Below are 24,392 nucleotides of genomic sequence, written 5' to 3'. Positions count from 1 at the left end.
AATATGCAAAGTAGCTTAATAAAAATTTTAGGTGTGCTTGCTATAGTAGCAACCCTTGTTTGCTTCGTTTTTGCAGCCCTTGGAATGATAGGAGCAGTAAGCGTTGGTAATGGTTGTTATATGAGGTATGCTCCAGGTGGTAAAGGAGGTTCAGATTCTATAACTAGTACAATTACTCTTAACGCTAATGCTAATTATGTTAATACCTCTACAATGTTACCAGATGGTACTATGCAGCTTACTCCTGATCCTGCTCATTATGGTGAGTGGTTAAATACCCAAGTAGAAGTAAAAGATAAGCAAGCAGTATCATTACAAGTAGTTGGTCAGATTAGTTTATGTCTTGCTTATGTGCCGAAAGATAATTTGCAATTTACTGAAACTACAAGACCAGGTAAGTCTAATTTAGACGATAATGGCAAGATGATTCCTATTCCTCGTGTTACAGATGTTAATAAACCGCCGCTTTCCTTGATAATGGACGCAAAAAATAATGAGTGGCGTAATATTACTGAAATATATGCTAATGATAGAATATTAGTTTCGGTGACGCCTAATTATTCTCCTGGGGCAGGTGGAACAGTAGGGACAATGGATGCTTTTAAAGGTACTAACGTTACGGCTGATTGTTCACAAGGTAAAACTGCTTATGATCCGATTTGTGGAAGATACTCTATTTACTCAGGACCATATGTAAATGCTTGTGAATTAAAGCAAAATTATTGGCAAGGTAATAAAAAGCAAAAATGTCCAAATGGTTGCGTTTGGGGAACGATAGATTGGTGTTACACGGCTCCCTTAGCTTGGTGTACTTATTATTATGTATGCGATTCCTTACCGGCTTGGATAAATAATTATGGAACAATGCCGGAACCTTATAAGGATGATGGCACTTTTACTTTTAGTTGGGCAAGTAATTCTGGGGGTATATTTATTGATTATGCTAATCTTCAATGTTCTAATAATATTAATATTCCGCCAAACGACAAATGTCCTGATAGTGTAGATAATCGTAGTCCTAAAGATAAAGATTATATAGGCGGAACTGGGTGTACTTCAGGTGTATGTAATGGAGGGGAATTTCAGTCACAACGAAGATTTTGGTATACGTCAGATGGTAATGGTGGTAAGGGTCCAACAGGCTTAATATGGCAAATAAGTAATACAAGTAACGTAGATTCAACCCTACCTTCCACCCTACAATTTGCTGAATTTGTAACAGCTTCAGATCAACCTACCGAATATGGTAATGAATATAAAGTAATATATAATATACCATTTAATAGTAATACTGATAAAGGCTATTTACAGTATAGGCTCTGGTGTCCTACTTCTCAGGATGCAAGTAAAAATACTGGTGGTTATGTTATGAACATCAAACACACTAAATGCTATAGAGAAAATGGCAATAGTATAACTGATGTTTTTACTAATCGTGGTCAGGTACAATATTTAGTAGTACCAGGTGCAGAAAATCCAAATACTAGCGGTAAAAATTATTCGCCTGAAGCTGCTATAGTAGATAGTAAGGGTAAAGCTAATTTTAATGCAGCTGGTGAAGGGTATATATGGATGAGAGTGCTAAACGATCCGAATGATTATAAAGATAGTGAGGGTAGTTATAAAGTACATTTTTCCACTTCTCAGTCAGTAGGAAGCTTTACCATTAAAGTAATGAATCCTCTACTTCAGTTATTTAAAGGCAAAGTTAAAGGGGCTGCTGAGTCTATTTTCCGAAATATAGTATGTTATGGAGGAGATACTTCTTCTTGTACTAACTTTTTTAATTATATTAAAGCACTTCTAATTCTTTATGTTATGGTTTACGGGGCAATGTTCTTACTAGGCTTTGCAAAAATAAACCAGAAAGATTTAGTAGTTAGAATAGTAAAAATAGGTATTGTTAGTGGACTTATGAATGGCAATACGTTTGAGTTTTTTAATAATTATCTATTTGATACTATTGCTAACTTTTCCGATGAAATTATTTCTAATATGAGCGGATATAGCTTATTTACTTCCACTAATACGGTTTCAAATCCTTTCATGTTTTTAGATGCAGTAATGAGTAGAATATTGTTTAGCCAAACATTTATGGCACAATTACTTGCGTTACTATCTTTAGGTCTTAGCGGTATTATATATTTTATCATTACTGTTATTGCAGTAATGATTGTGATTTTGACAGCATTTAGAGCAGCTGCCGTTTATATTATGGCATTTATGGCAACTTGTATATTAATTGGTATAGCACCTATATTTATTAGCTTCTTATTATTTGATTTTACTAGGTATTTATTTGATAATTGGGTTAGATTCACAATTAGATATATGATTGAGCCGGTAATTTTAATGGCAGGTATTATCGTGCTGACTCAACTATTTACGATATATTTAGATTTTGTGTTAGGTTATAGCGTTTGCTGGAAATGTGCACTACCTATAAAAATTCCATTTATTGGTACTATTTTACCGGTTGCATTACTTAATGTACCAATCTTTTGTATAAACTGGTTTGCACCTTGGGGCATGGATTATATGTCGGGTATGATGGGTGTGAATATGCAAAATATAGTTGCATTAGTTATTATAGCTTATGGTATGTATGGTTATGTTGAGTTTTCTGGTAATATGGTGGCAAAACTAACAAGTGCTGCTGGTCCTTCAGCTACTAGTATGGGTGGAGCAATGTCAGGTGTTGCAGAGCAGGGAGCATTGAGCCAAGTAGGTATGGATGAAAAAACAAGAAAAGGTATTACTGGTAGAGCAAAAGAACGATTAAAGCAACGTAATGAAACTTTAAAGCAAGCTGAGAAAACTAGAAAAAATGCACCAAAAGAAGAGCCGCCTAAAGCGGAAATACCGAAATAAAAAATTATGAAAATTATTAAGAGTTTAATTTTATTAGTTTTATTTATGGCGTCACCTGCCAAGGGTGATGACTTTGCTTGGATGTCAAGTGGGCTTAGCGGTCTTAAAAGCATTTTTGGTTGTTTAGAAGTACCTACATTTACAAGTTTCCAAGAGGGTAAAATAGGTATTAGTTTATCGACTGCTGGAGATTGGCAATCAACTGGTAGTGTAGTTGACAAAGGTAAGCTGCTTAAGATTAAATGGTCTACTGCAGGTCTTACCCCAGAGCCTCGAAAATATTTAGTATTATATAGAATTGATCCAAGGTTTAGTACCCCGCAAGTCTTTATTAAAAATTATAATTATAAAACTTCACAATTTGAAGTTGCAGGATTCCCAGGTTTTAGTACAGCAAATAATGGTGTTATACCTCCTGATAAAAACCTTGATGCATTATCATTTACTAAGATGAATAATTATGTTAACTACTTTAATTATGCTAATGGTAATCCGAAAATTCAGGTTAATGTTGGTGATATAGTAAATATTAGCCTAGCTGATAAAGATGATTTTTTTAATCCAAGTACATCGACAACTCCAAGCACCTTAAATAATATACTAGCTAAAGAACTCGATAGTTCTGTATTTGCCGCTTCTGCTCTTTATACTGAAAGCAATCTTGGTAATTTTGAAAATAGGATAGTTTACTCAAGTGCAGAGCAAGTTTGTAATATTATAGATGCCCAAAGAACAACTTTATGTACTGGTACAGGTTCGGCTACAAAATATACTAATGTTAGTAATGGTGCATTAGTTGGTAAGCCAATGGCTATAACTACATTACAAAATTTTATGAGCATGATTAACTCTTGCCCTGCTAATTCTAATTTAAATGCTAACCCTTCTTGTTATTATGATCAAGGTAGAGGAATGGTTATTAAAATAGGTGGACAAGTCATTAAAAATCGTGATCAAAGTTTTGTTAATAATGATAATACACAGAATGGTTTTATGTATTATCAAGCAACTAACGGTGGTGCTATGGATTTTAGTAGCGATTGGCAGCCTACTGGTATGTTTAATAATTCTTTTTCAATGAGTGATTGGAGTAGAAATTTTTCTAATTATACTGATTTTGCAACTTATATAATTGATGGTAATTGGGCAGCTAATTTTTTATATTTTGGTCGTTATGCAATGATTGTTGAGATAGGTAATGGTACAAACACTATAAGTCCGGGTGATCAACAAAATATAACTTTAGAGTATTTAATAACAGCTGATGGTACATTACCTAGTTCATCTACTTCCGGCACGGCAGTCGGTTATGATTTTTCAGGTGATGCACCACAAGATGGATATTTATGGTTAAGAGTAAAAACTCCTAATAGTAATATACAGGGAACAATTAGTGTAGATTACGCTAATTATACTGGTACAACTTGGTTTTCAAATATAGTTTATAATGGTGCAATTAAGCCTATTACAGATGAATTTAGAAGTTATAGTGAGGATTTTTATTTTAAATTAGTTGCAAATTCTGCAATACAAAATATAGCTAAAACCGCATTAACACTTTACGTTACTATATTTGGTTTAATGTTTGTTTTGGGGGCTTTGAAATTAACTGCTGTAGAAGTAGTAACTCGTATATTTAAAATAACTATAGTAGCTATTTTACTTAGACCTGAAAGCTGGAGTTTCTTTAATAACAATTTCTTTAGTGCATTTATTAATGGTATAGATTTCTTTGCAACGAATGTTGTAGGTGCTACAAGCTCTAAATCTAATATTTTTGGTTTTATTGATCCTATATTTGATAAATATACTAATGGTAGGATTTGGGGATTACTGTTTATTCAGCTATTGCAAATACATAATGGTTTAGCATTTATTGCTGTTATAACCATTTACTCACTTATTACTTATTTTAGAGCAGTACTTGAAGTAATTATAGGTTATGTTATAGCCTTTATAGGCTTGACAGTTATGATTTCATTAGCACCATTTTTTATAATATTAATGTTGTTTGAAAAAACAAAAACTATGTTTGATAGTTGGATATCAATTCTATTTAGCTATGTAGTGCAGCCAACGATATTATTGGTTTTCTTTTTATTAATAGATCAAATTTTATCAGAACAGCTATTAAAAGTAATTGTTAGAGCTTGCTGGGATACGCTCATACCGATTAAAATAGGGCTTGATTTGTCAAACCTTGGTATTCCATTAAATTTCTCTTTCACTTTACCATTTTTACCAGGAATACCTTTTTTCGTTCCGCAAGTTCCAGATATCACTAGTTCTAACATTTTAACGAATGACACTAATACATTTTTAGTATTATTCACTACAGCTTTATTATTTTATTCATATTGTCTAATGTCATATGGTTTAGTAAGTTTTGTAACCATAGTTGTTGGGATGTTAACACAAGTTACTCCTGCACGAATAGAAGGTAATTACCGAGCTCCCGCTAACCCTACAGAATCTATTATGAAAGATATAGGTGCGGTGACAGCCCCAATTAAGAAAGCTGCCATTGCTCCAGCACGTGTTTTTAAAGATAAGGTAATTGATCAGAATTATGAAGCTAGAAAGCCGCAAGGTGGTGGGGAGCATACAGGTAAGTTTTTTCAAAATCGTAATGATATGAAACCTGAGCAGAAAGAAGAGAAAGATTAACGTCATTGCGAGAAGCCGTAGGCGATGTGGCAATCTTATGAAACATTTAAGAAGTCTGAGATTGCTTCGTCGAAACTTTTAGTTTACCCTTGCCATGATGTTGAAATTTAAAATATTAAAACTTTTATGGATTCTGTGGACAAGCCACGGAATGACAAATCGATTTAAAATGAACAGAAATATTTTTATTACATTATTAATATCGTTATTAGCACTTTCGGGGTGCAGCGGGGATACTTGTATTGATCCAGATGATTTCGGTTTTATAAAATTTAATATTTCCTCTAGATATGATCCATCTGAAGTTACTTCAAGACAAGAGGGGAACCAAGTAGCACCATGGCGGGATAGTGCTTATAAAGTAAATGGTTATCCTTTAACAATTATGGTAAAACCTTGGGATTATATGTCTGGGGACAAGAATACTTCAGGGATGTTATCAGCATGGTGTCCATGGTATGGGCAGCAGAATAATTTTACTACCTTAGCTGAGTTTTGTGTTAGACTGCGACCATGTCAATTTACTGACGGTAAGATGTGTCCAACTCCTACGCCAAGAGATGCACCTATTAATAATGCTCCTTGTATACTTAAAAACGGGGTAGGGCTTTATTTTTTAATTGCTGATAAAGGTTCTAATCCTAATATGTCGCCAGATTCACAGCATAGCCCGAAAGGCATAACGCAGCATTTAGGTGAACCAGTTACAAGCCAAGGTTATGAATTTTATAGTATTAGCAGTACTGGAAAGTTTTTACAAGCTGGTGGTATAAATTACCAATATGGTTGTACTAGCCTACATTGCGATCAAGCTTCAAATTATGCTCAATCTCCTCTATATTTTAAAATTTTAGATAAATTTTATGATGATAATAGTGGACAATATAGGGTAGTCATAAAATCTGGAGTCAGCGATACAAGACCTGATCCGCTACAATTTTTAACAAATTTAATAAAGAATGAGTTATTTGGTACTAGCGATAAAGATCCTGGAATTGTAAGGAAAACTTATCAGCAAATAATTGAAACGCCTGGCTATAGATTAAGTGTTTCGGCTCTTTTAACTCTTTATATAATGTTTACTGGATTTTCCTTTTTAATAGGAAACATAAACATGACTCATGTTGAGTTAGTAGTTAGAATACTAAAAGTCAGTGTAGTTTCAATATTATTAAGTACAAGTAAAGCTTGGACATTTTTCCATGATTATTTATTTGTATTTTTTGTTGAAGGGCTAGCACAGATATTACAGATAGTACAAGATGCTTCAACAGGTCAAAGTTTACTAAATCTTCTTATTTCCCCGCAAACTTTATCTAAGCTATTTTCTTTATTATTTGTAGATCCGCTTGGGTTTATTTATATCATACTATATTTAATAGCTCTGTATTTTATTTTCTTACTTATATTCAAAGCTACAATTATTTATCTTACAGCACTAATAACCATTGGTATGATTATAACAATGGCACCGATATTTATTTGTTTGATGTTATTTAATATAACTAGATCATTATTTGAAAATTGGTTAAGGCAATTAATATCATATACTATACAACCTATAATTTTATTTGTTGGTATTGCTTTTATCGGAATGATTATTAAAACGGAAATACAATCGACATTAGGTTTTGCTGTATGTAAGAAAGATTTTCCTGATTTAGGACCTATAAATCAAATTTTCGGTAGTTTTACAGAAGATTTAGATTCAAGTATTGGTAATTCGATATTTTATTGGTGGTTTCCAGTACCGATGAAAGGAGGAATTGAGAATTTCACTCAAGCAAATATATTAGTCCCTGAAGATTATACCAAAAATGATGGTACTAAGTGTTTGGCATATCAATGTATAGATAAACGTTATATTCAATTACCGTTTTTAGATTTAGTTAAAGATGCAAATAGAATTAGTAATTTTATAAATGGTAAATTTGTCCAGCTTGATGGCTTATTATTGATATTTGTTTCTATTTATTTGCTTAGTAAATTTAATGATACTGCTATATCGACGGCTAGTTTTATTGCGGGTACTTCGGGTAATTTAACATCGATACAGGCTGTTAACCAGCAATCTTACGATTCTATTATGAAGCAGGTTAATAGACCAATAAATTATGCAACAGGAGTTATTAGTAAGCCAATAAACCGACTGCAAGAGCAAACGAGTATGTTCTTTGCTGAAAAATATCAAGGGCTTATGATGGGTAGGCTTGAAAATAAAGCCCTCAGTTCTTCAGCTAACAAAGCGGTGCAAAATGAAGTTAAAAGAAAATATGGCATAGACCATAGAGACGTTAATATGGAAGCCAGAGTAGATTATAAAAATGGCATTTCTAAATTGCTAGATAATAAAGCGTTTTTACCGAAAGGTGGTGATTTGGATGTGAAAAAACTAGCAACTATGAATTTTGCAAAGCTTCGAGATGAATTTGCTAAAAATAAATATGGTGCAAAAAATTATAGCTCTTTAACTAGTGAACAAAAACTAGAGCTTGATAAATTCATGAAATCCGATTTAGGCGAAAAAGGTAAATCAGCAAAAAGCTTACGTGAGCTTGCAAGTAATGCAAACTTTACTAGAGATTATCAAAGTGCTTATAAATATGCTCACCAAGAAATGTCAGGAAGAGGAGTTGGTCTATTCGGTAAAAATATAGGGGTACTTAGAAGCTGGCAAGAAATGGAAAATCGCGTAAAAACTAAACGTGAATTAAAAGAACAAAAACGTGTAGCTATAGGTGAGAAAATATATGCTGGCTATACAGGATTAAAAAGAGAAGCTCTTACTGCAATAGTTGGTAAAGATTTACGTGATAAATATGAGGGTAATCTAACTAGTGCCGAGTGGCATGACTTTGACTATAACGATCCACAGCTTAGAACTTATAGCGAAAGTCTAAAAGATAAAGAAAGAGCACGAGAAGTCAAAGAGCTTCAAATGCAGATTAATAAAGAAACGCTTGCTGTTCAAGAAGATATATTATCGCCTGAATATTTAGCAAGATTAAAAAGACCAAGTGATGTAGAATATTATCAGGAATTAGGTCAAAGAAGGCTTATTCATGAAGTGCGTGATAGATTATCTGAAGGAAGTGATCCAGTGATAATGGGTGATAGATTTATGCAAGAAAAAGCTACCGATGATCAAATGCGGACTATGATAGATAATGCTCATCAAAAACATGCAGAATTTATAGATCAAGATCGATATACTCGTCGTCAAGAGCATTACGATATTATGCATGAAAAAGCTCAAGAAAATATCGACAGAACTTATAAAGAGATTAAAGATCATTTCAAAAGAGATGATATTAAGCTTGAGGAAATGCCAGCCTTAATAGCACAATATGAAAGAGAAAAACCGATAGAATCTTTTGATGGTAAGACAGAGCATTCTCTAGATAAAAGGATTGAAGAGGCAGTTAGTAACTTTAATATCAATGCTAAAAATTATGAATATAGTGCATCGGTGCTTAATAATATAGAAGAAAGAAAGCAAGTTATTACTGATGAAGTAAATGCTCAGATTGATCGAATTAATAAATATAGAGAAAATGCTAAAATGCCGAAATACCAGAAACCGGTAGAGAATTCAGGAAGAAAGCTCAGAAAATTAGAAGACCATTTGAGAAATATGAAGTAAAAAACCGTCACCCCGTGGCGGCATTGTTGCTTGGATCGAAAAACGTGCTCGGTGTCATCGGCACCGTCAAGTTAAGTAAATTAGTGTCACAAAGTACTATATTTTTAGATTTCAGACAGCAAGAAGTCTTTGAGTAGCTTCATCCCAAATGGATTTAGCGGACGCAAATGCAATTCTTTGCTCAGATGCTGTTTTAGTATATCTTCCAACATTTACAGCAAATATATTTCTGACTTTTCCCATCAGTGATAATGTACATTGTGCTGAATTAGGATGCTTAAATTTAATCAGTATCTTCTCTTTTCTCCTAGTTGGCTGATGGGCATTCTCAATCCGATTATTTAGTCTTTTATCGGTACGATGCTTAGTCCTAGGACACATATACCTAACTGGTTTAATGTAGCTTTTTAGCTTATCAGTCACAATAACCCTTGGACATGGATAATTACCCAATAATCTTGATAAAAAGCGAATAGCTGATTTCTTGTTACGACGCTTCTGCAGTAATACTTCTAATTCATGTCCCTCAGAGTCAACAGCTCTCCATAATATGAATACTTCACCTTTGATCTTGATATTCATCTCATCCAAATGCCATTTATCAGTTGGCTTTCGCTCTCTCTTACTAATAACATCTTGAAAATAAACTACAAACTTATAACACCAAAACTTACAGTCTCATGACTTAATATAATACCTCGATAAGCCATCTGCTCTTGAACATCTCGGTAACTATTATTAAAGCGATGATATAACCATACTGTATGGCTAATAATGCTTGCTGGAAAACGATGTCTATTCGGGGCTTGAGTAATATGCATAGCGGTAAAATCTAGGATAAATTGTTACTGCTATTCTATAAATCATTCCCTGTAATTGCTCAATACTTAATTTATACCTCCCTTAACTTGACGGTGCCATTACATCCTATTAACCTTATTTACAACTATACCTAACATAAATATCAAACAGCTTACTATTGTCCCTATAAATACTCCCCTGAGGTTAAAATATTGTAGAGATAAGGAATAATATTCCCAAAGTAAAAAAGTTGCTGCTCCGCTTATTGATGATAAAACCATTATTTGTGTTGGTACTCTAATACTAAAAAGCGTTGTTACTAGCGGTACTAATATTACAGGTCCCCAAAAGCTGGTAAAGAATACTACTAAATCTATTACGTTGCTAAATTTTAGGGCAGCAATTATAGCAAGGCTTCCTGTTGCTACGTTAATAATTCGGGCAATTAATAATAGCTTCTGCCCAGTTTTTACCTTTAGAACTGGGTTAATTATGTCTTTAACAATAGCTATGGAAGTAACGTTTAAATCAGAATCGGCAGTAGACATAACAGCAGCAAGCAGTCCGCTTATGACCAAGCCTTGAATTAAAGGCGGGATTATTTGATTGATCAGATAAGGTAATACTAAGTTCGATGGTTGTTCTGGATAAAGTTTATAAGCAATTAAGCCATTTAAAGTAACGCAAATTAAAAAGAATAAATATATAACCGATTTTGTATATATTGCTTTAGTTGTTTGAGTAGGGTTTTTATTAATCAAAGCTCTTTGAATAAAGGTAGGGTATAGATTCATTACACTAAAGCTTAAAGCAGCAGCGATTATATAAGAAAATAAGTTAGATTGATTAGTTTCAACAATCAAATCGCCTATAGGATTTATAGAACCAATTTTGTTTAGCCCTATAAAAGTGACCACAGGTATCGCAATTATCATAGCAAAAAATTGCAGTAAATTAGTAAAAACGATAGATTGCAGCCCTCCTATTGTAGTATATATAAGTACTATACTATAGCTTAAAATTACTCCCTCAATATAATTTATTTCTAAGATATATTGAAAAATATAACCGCTGACGCTTATTTGAGCTGCTAAAAATCCAACCGATACAATTACAGAGCTAACCCCGCCAATAAAGCGACCTATATTGCCGTAATATATACTTATTATATCGCCTATGCTTTCTGCTCCATGATGTTTTGCAATTAGCGGTACTACATAAATAGCAATTATGATATCTATCGGGATAGTAAGTATTAAAGCGTAAGCATAATATGCGTGTCCTAAAAAAGCTTTTTCCGTAATACCAAAAGTAGTAGCCCCTCCTACGGAACTTGCAAAAATGGTAGCTATTAATAGCAGCTTGTTATTCTGAACCTTACTCTCTACATTTGCATAATTTTTAAAGCTACTATTTTTAGCTCGGTAATAAATACCTACAGCTAAAATGGATATCAGATATAAAAATACGATAATATTATCGATAGGTATTTTGGGCATTATGAGATTTCTGAATTAAAAACAAGTTATTAATATATCTTATTTATCACAACATAAGAATAAAAAACTCATTAACAATTATTAACTAATTAATAGATATTAATATTTTTTAATAAATAATTCAATATAAAAAGAATTAATTATGCCAAATTTTGTATGTATAGCGACTTTACTTGAAGCAATATAACCTGTAGGCACACCTCTATTAATTTATGTTGGAGGGGAGGAATTTGCTATATATCCTGCCCCTAATGAAATGATAAATAAAACCGCAAATACTTTAATAAAATATAGTGAATGTAATTATGATGTAGAGTATAGTACTGATATGCCGCTTACTGGTGTTAATCTTGGTCATGTATAGGTTTTAATGTCACAATTATGTCATCCCCGCATAGGCATTGCCCGCGTGGATCGAAAAGTACCCTCGGTGTCATCTAGTTGTTTGACCACGGCATCCAGAAAAACAATAAAAAATACTAATATTATTAGTATTTTTTAGCTGGACCTAGTTCCCAAGCCACGGGGGTGACAGGGGGAAATGATCCCCGCAAGCAAGCCTTAAGCGGGGATGACATCGGAGCCATGCAACAAGACCAGTTTCTCCTCGCAATAACGTTTTATAGCATCAAAAAATTCAATGCGTAAAGATATCAACTTCATCCCAGCCAACTAAATCTAAATTGGCTCTGACCGGTAGAAATTTAAAGATGTCTTGAGCAAGTTCAAATCTATTTTCTTTAACTAACATTGCTATTAAATGTTCTCTTAACTTATGCAAATAAAGCACATCTTTAGCAGCATATTCTTGTTGGTCGGAAGATAAATTATCAGCACCCCAATAAGAAGATTGTTGTTGTTTGGAAATATTTACTCCTAACAATTCTCTACATATATCCTTAAGCCCATGGCTTTCAGTATAAGTTCTAACTAGCTTTGAAGATATTTTAGTACAAAAGATATTCTCTAAATCAACTCCCAAATATTTTTTTATCGCTGCTAAATCAAACCTTGCGAAATGAAATATCTTGCAACGTTCTTTATCACTTAATAAATTTTTTAGGTTAGGAGCATTATAGTTTTGATCTAGAAAATGCACAAGGTGAGCATCACCATTTCCGTTACTAAACTGCAATAGACAAAGTTTATCTCTATATAAATTTAATCCCATCGTTTCGGTATCTATTGCTAAATCACCTTCAAGTTCAAAATCATCAGGTAAATCGTTTTGGTAAAGCGTAATAGTCATAATATATTCTTCAGTTAAATTTTAATTTCTGTGATGAGCCTATGGTTTGCTATTGGGGTTAAAAACTTGTTCGCTTGGAGCTGCTATACCTAAAACTTTGCGTGCTTGTTCATCTAGCATATCCTTATCTAACGATTCGGTTCTAAGTAATTTAACATTATGTTCAAGCTCTACTCGTTCAGCTCGCAATAACTTCAATTCATCATAGGCTTTTTCAAGCTGTCTATTTACTTTTAAATATGCAATAACTCCTTTATTGCCGTAAATGCAGTGAAAAACAAAATATCCTAGCAGTAATGCTAGAAAAATATTTAAAATTATTTTTTTTGTATGATTATTTGAAAGTATTGAATTAAAAATACTCATAAATATAATCCATTTATAAAAAATAATATTAGGGCAGTTAAAATTATACTGTCAAATCTATCTAATACCCCTCCATGACCAGGTATAATATTGCCACTATCCTTAATATTAAACTTTCGTTTAAAATATGAAATAAATAAATCACTTAGCTGAGCTATTAAAGCTAGCGTGCAACTAATTATAAACAGATAAATCCTATTTGAGAAATAGTAATTTTCAATGTAAAAACTTGGTATGAAACTAATTAAGGTTGCAACTAAACCTGCCGATAATATTCCTGTAATTAAGCCACTCCAAGTTTTTTTAGGGCTGATTTTTGGAGCAAGTTTTGCACCGCCCAAGGTTTTGCCGCCAATCATCGCAAATGTATCTACCGACCAAATTATGCAAAAATAAAGCATAATAAGCCAGTTATTTATAGGATTGCTACTTAAGGATATTAACAAGCTTATGGGAATTGGGATAATAATTAAACCTATTAGTAGATACATAATAGAGGAATGGGTCATATCATACCATTCGCTAAGCATCCCTATAGCTACTAATATCATTAAAACATAGAATAAAGGTTTAAGCCATAATATAGCTACCACAAATGATGGTACTAATACTATACCAGACAGTACTCTTAAATATAAATTTGATTTTTGTTTATCTTTTGCCAAACGTTCTTTTCCTTTTTGAATAATCATCTATAGCGTTTATTATGTCTTCTTTATTAAAATCAGGCCAATATTTTTGAGAAAAATATAGTTCAGCATAAGCTGCTTGCCAAAGCAAGAAATTACTAATCCGGAAAACACCGCCAGGTCTTATTAATAAATCTACATCAGGCATTTCCGGATCATATAACGCATTTTGTATATCGCTCTCAAGAATTTCTGTTTTACCGCTTGCGATAATCTTAGTGCAAGCGTCTGTTATTTCTTGACGACTACCATAGCTAAAAGCTATACAAAGAGTTAATTTGTTATTATTTTTCGTTAATTCTATAGCATTATTTATTTGTTTTTGCAATGAGTCGCTTAATAAATTAAGTCTACCTATTACTTTTATTTTAATGCCGTTTTTATGCAAATTATCTAGCTCTTTTTTTAAATAAATGTTTAATAATCTCATTAAAAAAGATATTTCTGTAGTTGAGCGTTGCCAGTTTTCGGAAGAGAAAGTATATAGCGTAACATATGGTATTTTAAGGTTAATAAATTCCGGTAATAACTCATGTACTTTATCAGCTCCGGCTCTATGTCCTTCAGATTTAGGTAAGTCATGCGTAGCTGCCCAGCGTGCATTACCATCCATTATTATTGCTAAATGTTTTATGTTAGTCATTATTAAATATTATTTTTGGTTCTTTTTAACGTCATTGCGAACCACTGAAAGTGGCGTGGCAATCTTATCAGAATGGGCACCGTCAAGTTAAGTAAATTAGTGTCACAAAGTACTATATTTTTAGATTTCAGACAGCAAGAAGTCTTTGAGTAGCTTCATCCCAAATGGATTTAGCGGACGCAAATGCAATTCTTTGCTCAGATGCTGTTTTAGTATATCTTCCAACATTTACAGCAAATATATTTCTGACTTTTCCCATCAGTGATAATGTACATTGTGCTGAATTAGGATGCTTAAATTTAATCAGTATCTTCTCTTTTCTCCTAGTTGGCTGATGGGCATTCTCAATCCGATTATTTAGTCTTTTATCGGTACGATGCTTAGTCCTAGGACACATATACCTAACTGGTTTAATGTAGCTTTTTAGCTTATCAGTCACAATAACCCTTGGACATGGATAATTACCCAATAATCTTGATAAAAAGCGAATAGCTGATTTCTTGTTACGACGCTTCTGCAGTAATACTTCTAATTCATGTCCCTCAGAGTCAACAGCTCTCCATAATATGAATACTTCACCTTTGATCTTGATATTCATCTCATCCAAATGCCATTTATCAGTTGGCTTTCGCTCTCTCTTACTAATAACATCTTGAAAATAAACTACAAACTTATAACACCAAAACCTTACAGTCTCATGACTTAATATAATACCTCGATAAGCCATCTGCTCTTGAACATCTCGGTAACTATTATTAAAGCGATGATATAACCATACTGTATGGCTAATAATGCTTGCTGGAAAACGATGTCTATTCGGGGCTTGAGTAATATGCATAGCGGTAAAATCTAGGATAAATTGTTACTGCTATTCTATAAATCATTCCCTGTAATTGCTCAATACTTAATTTATACCTCCCTTAACTTGACGGTGCCCAAATATATCATCCTGTCACCCCGTGGACGAGCTACGTAACCTTTACACGGGACGACGCCGAGAGCGTACGCAACAACTCTTTAATTATATCAATCTAGCCAAGGATAAATAATCGTTAGGGGTAAGGTTTTCTGCTCGGCAATTATCGTTTATACTTAGTTTAGCTAAAAGTTCAGATATGTTAGGGGCAAGGTTTTTTAGCGATGATTTAATCATTTTTCGGCGTCCTGCAAAAGCCATTCTTGTTATCAATTCAACTTTACTTATTAAATCACTATTAGGAATTTTTTCTAAAGGAGTCAGTTTAACTATTGCTGAATATACTTTAGGAGGCGGGTAGAAAGCTGTAGGTGCTACATCAAAGCATTTTTCTACTGTTGCAATTAAGCTACATATTACCGATAACCTGCCATATGCTTTGGTCGAGGGTTTAGCACAAATCCGCTCCACTACCTCTTTTTGCAACATCAATGTCATGCTAGTAACAAGGCTTGCTTCTTTTAGCCACCTAATTACTAGTTCAGTTCCTATATGATATGGTAGATTAGAAATGATAGTGAGTTTAGCAAGGTTTAAATCATTTAAATTGAGTTTAAGAGCATCCTGCTTAATGATATTTAGATTAGGGTGATGTTCTTTAATTTCATTAAGTAATGGGATGCATCTTTCATCTGTTTCAATAACTGTTAAAAGTTTAGGATTTTTGTGTAATATTGACCTAGTAAGTCCGCCCGTACCTGGTCCTATTTCTAGAACATTACTATTTTCTTCAAGTCCACTAGCTCGCACGATTTTATCACATAAGCTACTATCAAAAATAAAATTCTGCCCATGCTTTTTGAGAGGATGGATTTGATGACTCGCTGCATGTTTAGCAATGGATGGAAGCATATTAAGTTATGTAGTTTTGTTTATTTTCTCGTCATTGCGAGGAGAGGCAAAGCCTCGACGCGGCAATCTCATAAAACAGTACTATATTCCTAAGATTGCCACGCTCACGTTGTTCGCTCGCAATGACGATTTTAAAGTCACGGGATGACAATTATGGATTTTTAAAATTAGCAATTACCGGTATATGATCGGAGGGTTTTTTCTTAGTTCTTAAATTATAATCCATATAGCAATTTTCCAGATAGTCAATGCTATTATTGCTACCAAGGATCATATCTATTCTCATACCTTTATTCTGTTCAAAACATCCAGCTCTATAGTCCCACCATGAAAATTCTTGTTTTTTGGGATTTAAGAATCTATAACAATCTTCAAATCCAGAATTTAAAATAGTCCGCATTTTCTTTTGTTCAATTTCTGTAAAACAGGTAGTATTTGCAAGTGCTGTAGGTGAATATACATCAATATCAAAAGGTGCAATATTAAAATCACCACCTATAATGGTTTTTTCATCAAAAGATTTTTTGCTTGATAGATAATTAAAAAAACTATCATAGAATGCTAGTTTTGCCGTAAATTTATCGCTACCCACCATTGAACCGTTAGGAGCATATAAAGAAATTATATTACAAAATCCGATAGGTAGTGATATTCTTGCTTCTATAAATCTTGCTTGATCAGAACAATTATTATTTGGAAAATCCTTAACTATTTCATCAGCAGGAAATTTTGAAAGAATAGCAACGCCATTATATGATTTTTGTCCATGAACATAAAAATTATAAGGTAGATTAGATAACTCTTCGAAAGGAAATTTATCACTTTCGCATTTTAGTTCTTGTAATAATAAAATATCTGGATTTTCGTTTGCTAAAAAATCACGCAATATACTAATCCGCATTTTTATGGAATTAATATTCCAAGTAGCAATCTTCATTAAACCTCTCGTGCAGAACCTAATTTTTCTTTATAAAATAAGTTATGTAAGAAGTCTATTTTATTTTTCTGCACCACTTTCTGCTTCGTTAGTTATTACTTCCTTATTGCGGAATCTCCACTCACGGAAACCAAAATGATAAAGTAAAAGATGGGTAATAAATGCACTGACAATTATTATGATCATAGAATATTTTATCGTATCGTAATTTGGATTAGCACCATACATATCGGTACCGTCAAGTTAAGGGAGGTATAAATTAAGTATTGAGCAATTACAGGGAATGATTTATAGAATAGCAGTAACAATTTATCCTAGATTTTACCGCTATGCATATTACTCAAGCCCCGAATAGACATCGTTTTCCAGCAAGCATTATTAGCCATACAGTATGGTTATATCATCGCTTTAATAATAGTTACCGAGATGTTCAAGAGCAGATGGCTTATCGAGGTATTATATTAAGTCATGAGACTGTAAGGTTTTGGTGTTATAAGTTTGTAGTTTATTTTCAAGATGTTATTAGTAAGAGAGAGCGAAAGCCAACTGATAAATGGCATTTGGATGAGATGAATATCAAGATCAAAGGTGAAGTATTCATATTATGGAGAGCTGTTGACTCTGAGGGACATGAATTAGAAGTATTACTGCAGAAGCGTCGTAACAAGAAATCAACTATTCGCTTTTTATCAAGATTATTGGGTAATTATCCATGTCCAAGGGTTATTGTGACTGATAAGCTAAAAAGCTACATTAAACCAGTTAGGTATATGTGTCCTAGGACTAAGCATCGTACCGATAAAAGACTAAATAATCGGATTGAGAATGCCCATCAGCCAACTAGGAGAAAAGAGAAGATACTGATTAAATTTAAGCATCCTAATTCAGCACAATGTACATTATCACTGATGGGAAAAGTCAGAAATATATTTGCTGTAAATGTTGGAAGATATACTAAAACAGCATCTGAGCAAAGAATTGCATTTGCGTCCGCTAAATCCATTTGGGATGAAGCTACTCAAAGACTTCTTGCTGTCTGAAATCTAAAAATATAGTACTTTGTGACACTAATTTACTTAACTTGACGGTGCCGATTAAATTCGTCTTATTTTTCAGGGACCATTTAATGAAGAAATAAAGATAGGTACTATATATTTATAGGTATAATATGCAAGAGTTAGACCTAAAGCTGTACCGATAACTATAATACGAAATTTTGCAGGGCTAAAAATTAAAGCAACAATTCCAAGAACAATCGCTATTTTTACTATATCTGATGTCGTATAAGCTCTATTATTTATGGCATAAACATTAAAACTTATACTTAAAATCGTTAGTATAAATAATAAATTTTTAAACATATTATACCTCAATAGGACCAGTAGTTAAGCCATTTATGAATTGCTTTAAGTAAGGATTATTACTATTACGCATTTCATCTTTGCTACCATACCACTTAATTTTTCCTTGATAAATCATAGCTATTTCTTTAGCTATTTTTTCGGCACTAATCATATCATGAGTTATAGTGATTGTAGTTGCCCCTAACTCTTCTTGGATTTTTATAATCAATTCATTAATAACATTAGCCATTATAGGATCAAGCCCAGTTGTTGGCTCATCAAGAAATAAAATTGAGGGAGTGCTACAAATTGCTCGTGCAAGTGCTACTCTTTTTTGCATACCTCCTGATAATTCTGATGGATATAGGTCAAGAATTCTAGGGGATAAACCTACTGAGTCAAGTTTTGCTCCAGCAAGATCGTTCTTCTCTTTTTTAGATAATTTATTAGTATCAAAAGTAATATTATCACGTACATTTAAAGAATCAAAAAGAGCTCCACCTTGGAATAAAAATCCGATATCTTTCATAATCTCAAATCTTTTTTTGCTTGAGATATTTTGAATTTCTGCACCATCAATAAAGATTTGACCTTGATCAGGTTTAATTAACCCTACTATATTTTTAATTAGGACCGACTTACCGCTACCTGAACCGCCTAAAATAACTAAAGAACTACCTTTTTTTACATCTAAATCTATTCCATCTAATACTTTATGACTATTGAAAGATTTATATAATGACCGAATTTTAATTTTTATTTCTTCTGCACTCATATCTTTTTTATACTTTAAAAAATAATTCGGTTATTAAGTAGTTACTAATTAGGATTAAAATGGAAGAATTTACTACCGCAGAAGTAGTAGATCGTCCAACACCTTTAGCTCCTTTACCTGAATAATAACCACTATAGCAGCTTATTATAGAAATAATAAAGCCGAAAACGCCAGCTTTAACAAGACCAGATATTACATCTATTGGCGCTAAATATTGAAAAGTGCTAGTCAAATAAGTGCTACTGTTAAAGTCAAGCTTATATACGCCCACTAAGTAACCTCCCATAACCCCGATTACATCGCCGATTAGAACTAGACAAGGCATAGTAATAATAGCTGCAATTACTCTTGGGAAAACAAGATATTTAATAGAATCTGTAGAGAGAGTATATAAAGCATCTACTTGTTCTGTAACTCTCATAGTACCTATTTCCGCTGCAATTGATGCTCCTACTCTTCCTGCTACCATTAACCCCGCAAGCACTGGTCCTAGTTCCCTAGTTAAGGATAACACCACTACAGTTGCGATAGAACTTTCAGCAGAAAAGCGAGAAAATCCTGTATAACTCTGTAATGCCAATACTGCCCCTGAGAAAAAAGTAGTCATGGCGACAACAGGCAACGAATAAAAGCCAATAAATAATAATTGTTTGATAATTAAACTAAAATATAAAGGTGGTCTTATAATGCTAGTAATGGCAGCTAAGCTAAATATAGAAAATTTGCCGATACTTTGTGCTAGTCTTATGGTACGTTTACCAATAGAATTAGCTATATTTAATAACATCTGTATTATTCTTTTTATATTTTAAATTATTAAGGTTATTTTGCTGTCATCTCGAGGACAAGCAGGCATTGTCGCATGGCTCGGAAAATGTCCTATATGTCATTCCTGCGAAAGCGGGAATCCAGCATAAAGTGAGATAACCTACGCTTTTAATTTTAAAAACTCGTTGTATTTATGCTTTTTTTTTCTGGATTCCCGCCTCCGCGGGAATGACATTGAAGCCATGCAACAACATCGGACAAGCAACTAGATGACAATAAGGTTATAACATTATCAAGTATAAATTCTTTTATATCTATTACCAAGGCTAGTTAATATCTCATATCCTATAGTACCTATAATATCTGCTATTTTATCAGGAGTGCAATTATTTCCAATAATTTCTACTTCTTGTCCTAGAAAAATATCTGAGGGTGGTAGATCGGTAACATCAATATTGACTAAATCCATTGATATTCGTCCTATTATTGGGACGCTGCGACTATTAATAAATACTGTACCTTGATTACTAAAATTACGACTAAACCCATCAGCATAGCCAAAAGGCAGAGTTGCAATTAAGCTATCACGCTTGGTTGTAAAAGTCATATTATAGCCGATACGACTCCCATATGTCAAATTTTGTAAGTGAATTATAGGTGCTTTTAAGGTTACAGGGTTTTGCATCGGATTGGGTTTGTTATGTCCTAAAGGATTTAAACCATATAAAGCAGCACCAGGTCTTACTAAATTAAAATGATAATCTTTCCCTAAAAATATACCGCCGGAATTAGCAAGGCTTGCTTTAGCAGTTGGGAAATATTCCAAATAAGCTTTAAATTTGTTTAGTTGTTCTAAATTATAAGGGTTATCGCTATCCTCAGAAGCTGATAAGTGGCTTATAATATATTCCACATTCAAACCCTTTAATAAATCACGATTATTAATTATCTGTTCTATCTCATTATGGTTTAGCCCAAGGCGATTAATACCAGTATTAAAATGCAGGTAGCAAGGTAATAATTGATTTTTTAGACTACTAAATTTTTGCCAAATCTTGATTTGGTTTAAATTATTTAAAACAGGTATTAAATTATATTCTATAAGTTCTAAAGCATCATGTTCAAATACGCCGTTAAGAATAAGAATATTTGCTTCATCACCTATAGCTTTACGCAAACTAATTCCCTCATTACTTGAGGCAACAAAAAAATATCGGCAATTTTCTTCTAGCAAGGTTTTAGAAATTTCTATTGCACCGAGTCCATAAGAGTTGGCTTTAACTGCCGCCCCGACCAGAGCATTTTCACAAATATTTTTTAATAAACGATAATTAGCTTTTATAGCTGACAAATTTATTTCAAGAGTGCATAAACTCATATTATATTTTTTAACTCTTTTACTAAGATAGGCAATATAGGTATTATATGAAATTTAGAAGATAAGTCATCTGTTTCTATGGTATCAGTAACAAAAATACGATCCAATAATGCGATATCATAATTTTTTGAAAGTACAGCATGCGTAATAAAAGCATTTACCGATAAAGCTCTATGCTGCTTTAAAAAATTAGCAGCTTTATAAATAGTTTCACCGCTGTCGATAATATCATCAATTAATATACAATTTCTGCTCTCAACATTCCCTGTTATTTCTACCATATTGCAGCTATTATTAACATCTCTTTCTTTGGTTATATAGGCTAAATCTATGTTTAACAAGTTTCCAATGGTTTCTACCTTATTAATGCTTCCTTTATCAGGGGCAACTATAATACAATTTTTATAATTTTGCAAAAATGGTAAATATAATTCGATAGGTTTGAGATTAGAAACCGGAATATTAAAAAATCTTTCTATTTTATCAGAATGCAAATCAATTCTTTTACTTTTTCTCTTTTGGAAAATGTAGGGCTTTCTTGAGATTCAGTAAGTGTAGGACCATATTCAGGAGCTTTTTCTATAATATTACCTTGGTTATCGGTATTTACAATTTCTACTTATCCTTTATGTAATTTACGAGCATTTATTACCGTTTTACCTGCTATCTTTCCTCCTTCCACAGCCATTTTTCCCCCTGCTATAGCAGCTTTTCCAGCGAATTTTGCTCCTTGATATGCTGCATAACATCCAATTACTATTAATGTCCCAAGTAGTTATCCATCACTAGAATCATGGGATCCATTTTTATGATCTTTCTCCCATTTCTTTTTATTATCATCCCACTTATTTATATAGTCTCTTACCACTTTAGCTTTTTGATCTTCTTCAGGCATAATAAGCTCCGTTTATAATTTAAATAGAGCTATTTAATCATTTTACAATCAAAAGTCAAATATTATTTTTAGAAATTCTACTTTTGTTATATTTTATGGGAAAAATTTTGTAATTATTTGAAGATATTTATCAAGTATTTTCTGGTTTTCTTCAACAAATTTTAGTGAATTTTCTTGATAGTTTTTTAATTCTCTAGAGTTATTAGGATCAAGCAAATATTCCAGCATATTTAATAACTCTTCACCGCTTTTAATTTGAATAGCTGCTTTACTTTGCAACACGCCTTTAGCAATATCAGTGTTTTTACTCATATCAGGACCGAATATAATGCAATTAGAGAAATGTGCCGCCTCTAAAATATTATGCCCGCCTTGTTTGAAAGAGCCGCCAATAAATGAAATTGATGCTATAGAGAAAAATAACCCCATTTCACCGAATCTATCAACTATATAAAGATCATCGGTTAAAATCGGTAAGTCATTTTGTGATTTAGCAGTAGCTGATAAATCTTGTGCTATGCAGTTATCAAGAATTGATTTAACTCGTTCTGGATGTCTTGGGATTAAGATAATATAGCAATTTATAACTTGTTTTTTTAAGTTTTTTATGATAGGTAAAATAATTTGTTCATCTTCTGGATGGGTGCTAGCAAATACGATAACTTGCTTGTCTTTTAGATGTTCACTTAGCTTTATAAGATCTTCTTGATTAACTGGAAGCTTTTCATTAGCAAATTTGATATTTCCTAAATTAGTTGTGTTTGATATTCCAAGCTCATTAAATTTCTGTAAATCACGCTCACTTTGCACAATAACTTTGCTAAAATTTTTAACAATGAGCTGAAAAAAGCCTTTTCTTTTCTTCCAAGATTTAAAGGATTTATCAGACATGCGGGCATTCACAAGCAATAATTTACACTGCTTTGCTGCTTCATTAATAGTACCTGGCCATAATTCCGATTCTATGAAAATACCTAAATCAGGCTTCCAATTATTTAGAAAAATTTTGGTAAAAATAATATTATCTATCGGAAGCAATTGGTGAGTAGCTATTTTAGGTAATTTAGTGCTTAATATTTTAGCAGAAGATTGTGTCCAAGAAGTGACTAAAAAACGGACTTCAGGAAAATGTTTGCTTATATTATCAACTAAATTTAAAGCAATCATAGATTCGCCGACGCTAGCCGCATGAATCCAAATTAAAAATCCATTATCTTGCTTGTGTTTACCAATCGCAAAACGCTCCTTAACACGCTTTATGTCTTCTTTGCCTATTAATAGGCGAATGAAAATTATAACAAAATAAATAGGTAATAACAAAAAACTTAAAAAGTAATATAAACGCATCATTTTATTAAGTTCTCAGTTAAATTAACTAAATATTTTTCAAGATTCATATGATTTTGTACTTTATTGTCTGTCAGCTCTAAAGGTGACCCTATTATTACTTTAATCGTACCAAATGGCAAAGGGATTATCAATTTATCCCAGCTTTTTAATCTAAAACATCTAGAAGTAGTACTAACTACCAGAATTAATTTTTTATTGTATTTATAAGCAATTTCAGTAATTCCGCTATTTACTTTATATACAGGACCTTTAGGACCATCAGGCGTAATTATTATATTTGCACCTTGAGAAAGCTTTTCGATAATACTCCGTAATGCTCCAAGTGGATTTTTATTGCTAGAACCGACTATAACTTTGCAGCCAAATTTATCGACTAAATCATTTAAAATTTTGCCATCTAAATGTGGGGATATTAATGCGTAGACATCTGGCATTCCTTTAAACATAGCAGGACTTAATGCAAGCATATTATGCCAAAATGCAAAAATTACGCCTTGCTCATTTAAAAACTTTTCCTTATTGCCATTGTCATAGAATATAAATTTTTGCTTTGAAGTAAAATAAACAAAACGCAAATACCAATATAGTAAAATAGTAATTAAACTAAGGACAAATTTATTACGTTTTAAAAATTTTTTAAAAGCTTTACGCATTAGTTACCTATATGTGTCATCCCGTGCAAGTGAATTG

Annotated in this window: 21 protein-coding genes; 4 read left to right on the top strand and 17 right to left on the bottom strand. The window is 32.7% G+C overall.

Translation table 11 applies throughout. From position 1 onward, the window contains the following. The first annotated feature begins 3 nt into the window (after positions 1-3). The 3 genes from BA173_RS02305 to BA173_RS02295 all read left to right on the top strand — a co-directional run bounded on the left by BA173_RS02305 (position 4) and on the right by BA173_RS02295 (position 9,181). Positions 4-2,871 (top strand): type IV secretion system protein, encoded by a 2,868-nt coding sequence (locus BA173_RS02305; protein ID WP_016948314.1) that lies wholly within the window; start codon positions 4-6, stop codon positions 2,869-2,871. Positions 2,872-2,877: 6 nt separating this feature from the next. Continuing rightward, on the top strand, positions 2,878-5,538 hold the full coding sequence (locus tag BA173_RS02300) for a type IV secretion system protein (RefSeq protein ID WP_016948313.1): 2,661 nt from the start codon (positions 2,878-2,880) through the stop codon (positions 5,536-5,538). A 169-nt stretch (positions 5,539-5,707) separates the two neighbouring features. Then, positions 5,708-9,181 carry a type IV secretion system protein gene (locus tag BA173_RS02295; protein WP_068041266.1) on the top strand — a complete coding sequence of 1,158 codons (3,474 nt, stop codon included), beginning with the start codon at positions 5,708-5,710 and terminating at the stop codon, positions 9,179-9,181. Positions 9,182-9,292: 111 nt separating this feature from the next. On the opposite strand, the gene BA173_RS02290 is transcribed toward BA173_RS02295, so the two are convergent. The 10 genes from BA173_RS02290 to xth form a co-directional block, all read right to left on the bottom strand. Further along, positions 9,293-9,811, bottom strand: coding sequence for a DDE-type integrase/transposase/recombinase (locus tag BA173_RS02290; protein WP_198387194.1), 519 nt, complete (start codon positions 9,809-9,811; stop codon positions 9,293-9,295). 17 nt (positions 9,812-9,828) lie between these two features. Further along, positions 9,829-10,002 (bottom strand): IS6 family transposase, encoded by a 174-nt coding sequence (locus BA173_RS08140; protein WP_198387188.1) that lies wholly within the window; start codon positions 10,000-10,002, stop codon positions 9,829-9,831. A gap of 99 nt (positions 10,003-10,101) precedes the next feature. After that, a complete protein-coding gene (locus BA173_RS02285; RefSeq protein ID WP_068041966.1) occupies positions 10,102-11,481 on the bottom strand; it encodes a sodium:solute symporter in 1,380 nt (459 codons plus the stop codon). 637 nt (positions 11,482-12,118) lie between these two features. Continuing rightward, positions 12,119-12,730 carry a ribonuclease D gene (locus tag BA173_RS02280; protein WP_016947709.1) on the bottom strand — a complete coding sequence of 204 codons (612 nt, stop codon included), beginning with the start codon at positions 12,728-12,730 and terminating at the stop codon, positions 12,119-12,121. Between the two features lie 39 nt (positions 12,731-12,769). Next, positions 12,770-13,096, bottom strand: coding sequence for an FtsB family cell division protein (locus BA173_RS02275; protein WP_016947710.1), 327 nt, complete (start codon positions 13,094-13,096; stop codon positions 12,770-12,772). Further along, the gene (locus BA173_RS02270; protein WP_016947711.1) at positions 13,093-13,788 is read right to left on the bottom strand and encodes a phosphatidate cytidylyltransferase; all 696 of its coding nucleotides are present in this window, start codon (positions 13,786-13,788) and stop codon (positions 13,093-13,095) included. The genes BA173_RS02275 and BA173_RS02270 overlap by 4 nt, the downstream gene beginning before the upstream one ends. Beyond that, positions 13,748-14,428 (bottom strand): polyprenyl diphosphate synthase, encoded by a 681-nt coding sequence (gene uppS / locus BA173_RS02265; RefSeq protein ID WP_016947712.1) that lies wholly within the window; start codon positions 14,426-14,428, stop codon positions 13,748-13,750. The genes BA173_RS02270 and uppS overlap by 41 nt, the downstream gene beginning before the upstream one ends. Positions 14,429-14,555: 127 nt before the next feature. Beyond that, the gene (locus BA173_RS02260; protein ID WP_095568243.1) at positions 14,556-15,266 is read right to left on the bottom strand and encodes an IS6 family transposase; all 711 of its coding nucleotides are present in this window, start codon (positions 15,264-15,266) and stop codon (positions 14,556-14,558) included. A gap of 183 nt (positions 15,267-15,449) precedes the next feature. After that, entirely contained in the window at positions 15,450-16,256 is an 807-nt protein-coding gene (gene rsmA, locus BA173_RS02255) for a 16S rRNA (adenine(1518)-N(6)/adenine(1519)-N(6))-dimethyltransferase RsmA (RefSeq protein WP_068042161.1), read from the bottom strand. 151 nt (positions 16,257-16,407) lie between these two features. Further along, positions 16,408-17,193, bottom strand: coding sequence for an exodeoxyribonuclease III (gene xth / locus BA173_RS02250; RefSeq protein WP_016947793.1), 786 nt, complete (start codon positions 17,191-17,193; stop codon positions 16,408-16,410). A 329-nt stretch (positions 17,194-17,522) separates the two neighbouring features. Here xth and BA173_RS02245 point away from each other — a divergent pair, with 329 nt between their 5' ends. Beyond that, complete coding sequence (locus BA173_RS02245; protein WP_095568268.1) at positions 17,523-18,233, top strand: IS6 family transposase; 711 nt, start codon at positions 17,523-17,525, stop codon at positions 18,231-18,233. Between the two features lie 72 nt (positions 18,234-18,305). On the opposite strand, the gene BA173_RS02240 is transcribed toward BA173_RS02245, so the two are convergent. From BA173_RS02240 to BA173_RS02210, 7 genes are all read right to left on the bottom strand, one after another. After that, positions 18,306-18,554: a DUF5510 family protein gene (locus BA173_RS02240; RefSeq protein ID WP_011477992.1), complete on the bottom strand. Its 249-nt coding sequence runs from the start codon at positions 18,552-18,554 to the stop codon at positions 18,306-18,308. Position 18,555: 1 nt separating this feature from the next. Further along, positions 18,556-19,311, bottom strand: a complete 756-nt coding sequence (locus tag BA173_RS02235) for an ABC transporter ATP-binding protein (protein ID WP_016947652.1) — start codon at positions 19,309-19,311, stop codon at positions 18,556-18,558. Between the two features lie 7 nt (positions 19,312-19,318). Then, positions 19,319-20,098 (bottom strand): MlaE family ABC transporter permease, encoded by a 780-nt coding sequence (locus BA173_RS02230; protein ID WP_016947651.1) that lies wholly within the window; start codon positions 20,096-20,098, stop codon positions 19,319-19,321. 273 nt (positions 20,099-20,371) lie between these two features. Then, positions 20,372-21,457 (bottom strand): alanine racemase, encoded by a 1,086-nt coding sequence (locus BA173_RS02225; RefSeq protein ID WP_016947650.1) that lies wholly within the window; start codon positions 21,455-21,457, stop codon positions 20,372-20,374. Next, on the bottom strand, positions 21,454-21,951 hold the full coding sequence (gene prs / locus BA173_RS02220; RefSeq protein ID WP_016947649.1) for a ribose-phosphate diphosphokinase: 498 nt from the start codon (positions 21,949-21,951) through the stop codon (positions 21,454-21,456). Before prs ends, BA173_RS02225 begins: the two co-directional genes overlap by 4 nt. 494 nt (positions 21,952-22,445) lie before the next feature. Continuing rightward, positions 22,446-23,702, bottom strand: a complete 1,257-nt coding sequence (gene waaA, locus BA173_RS02215) for a lipid IV(A) 3-deoxy-D-manno-octulosonic acid transferase (RefSeq protein ID WP_016947647.1) — start codon at positions 23,700-23,702, stop codon at positions 22,446-22,448. Then, a complete protein-coding gene (locus BA173_RS02210; RefSeq protein WP_016947646.1) occupies positions 23,699-24,355 on the bottom strand; it encodes a lysophospholipid acyltransferase family protein in 657 nt (218 codons plus the stop codon). Before BA173_RS02210 ends, waaA begins: the two co-directional genes overlap by 4 nt. Positions 24,356-24,392 lie beyond the last annotated feature (37 nt).

It is taken from the genome of Rickettsia sp. MEAM1 (Bemisia tabaci), from assembly GCF_002285905.1.
Taxonomy (GTDB): Bacteria; Pseudomonadota; Alphaproteobacteria; order Rickettsiales; family Rickettsiaceae; genus Rickettsia.
The sequence above is the reverse complement of the archived record's forward strand: the minus strand, read 5'-3'. Positions and strand labels throughout refer to the sequence as shown.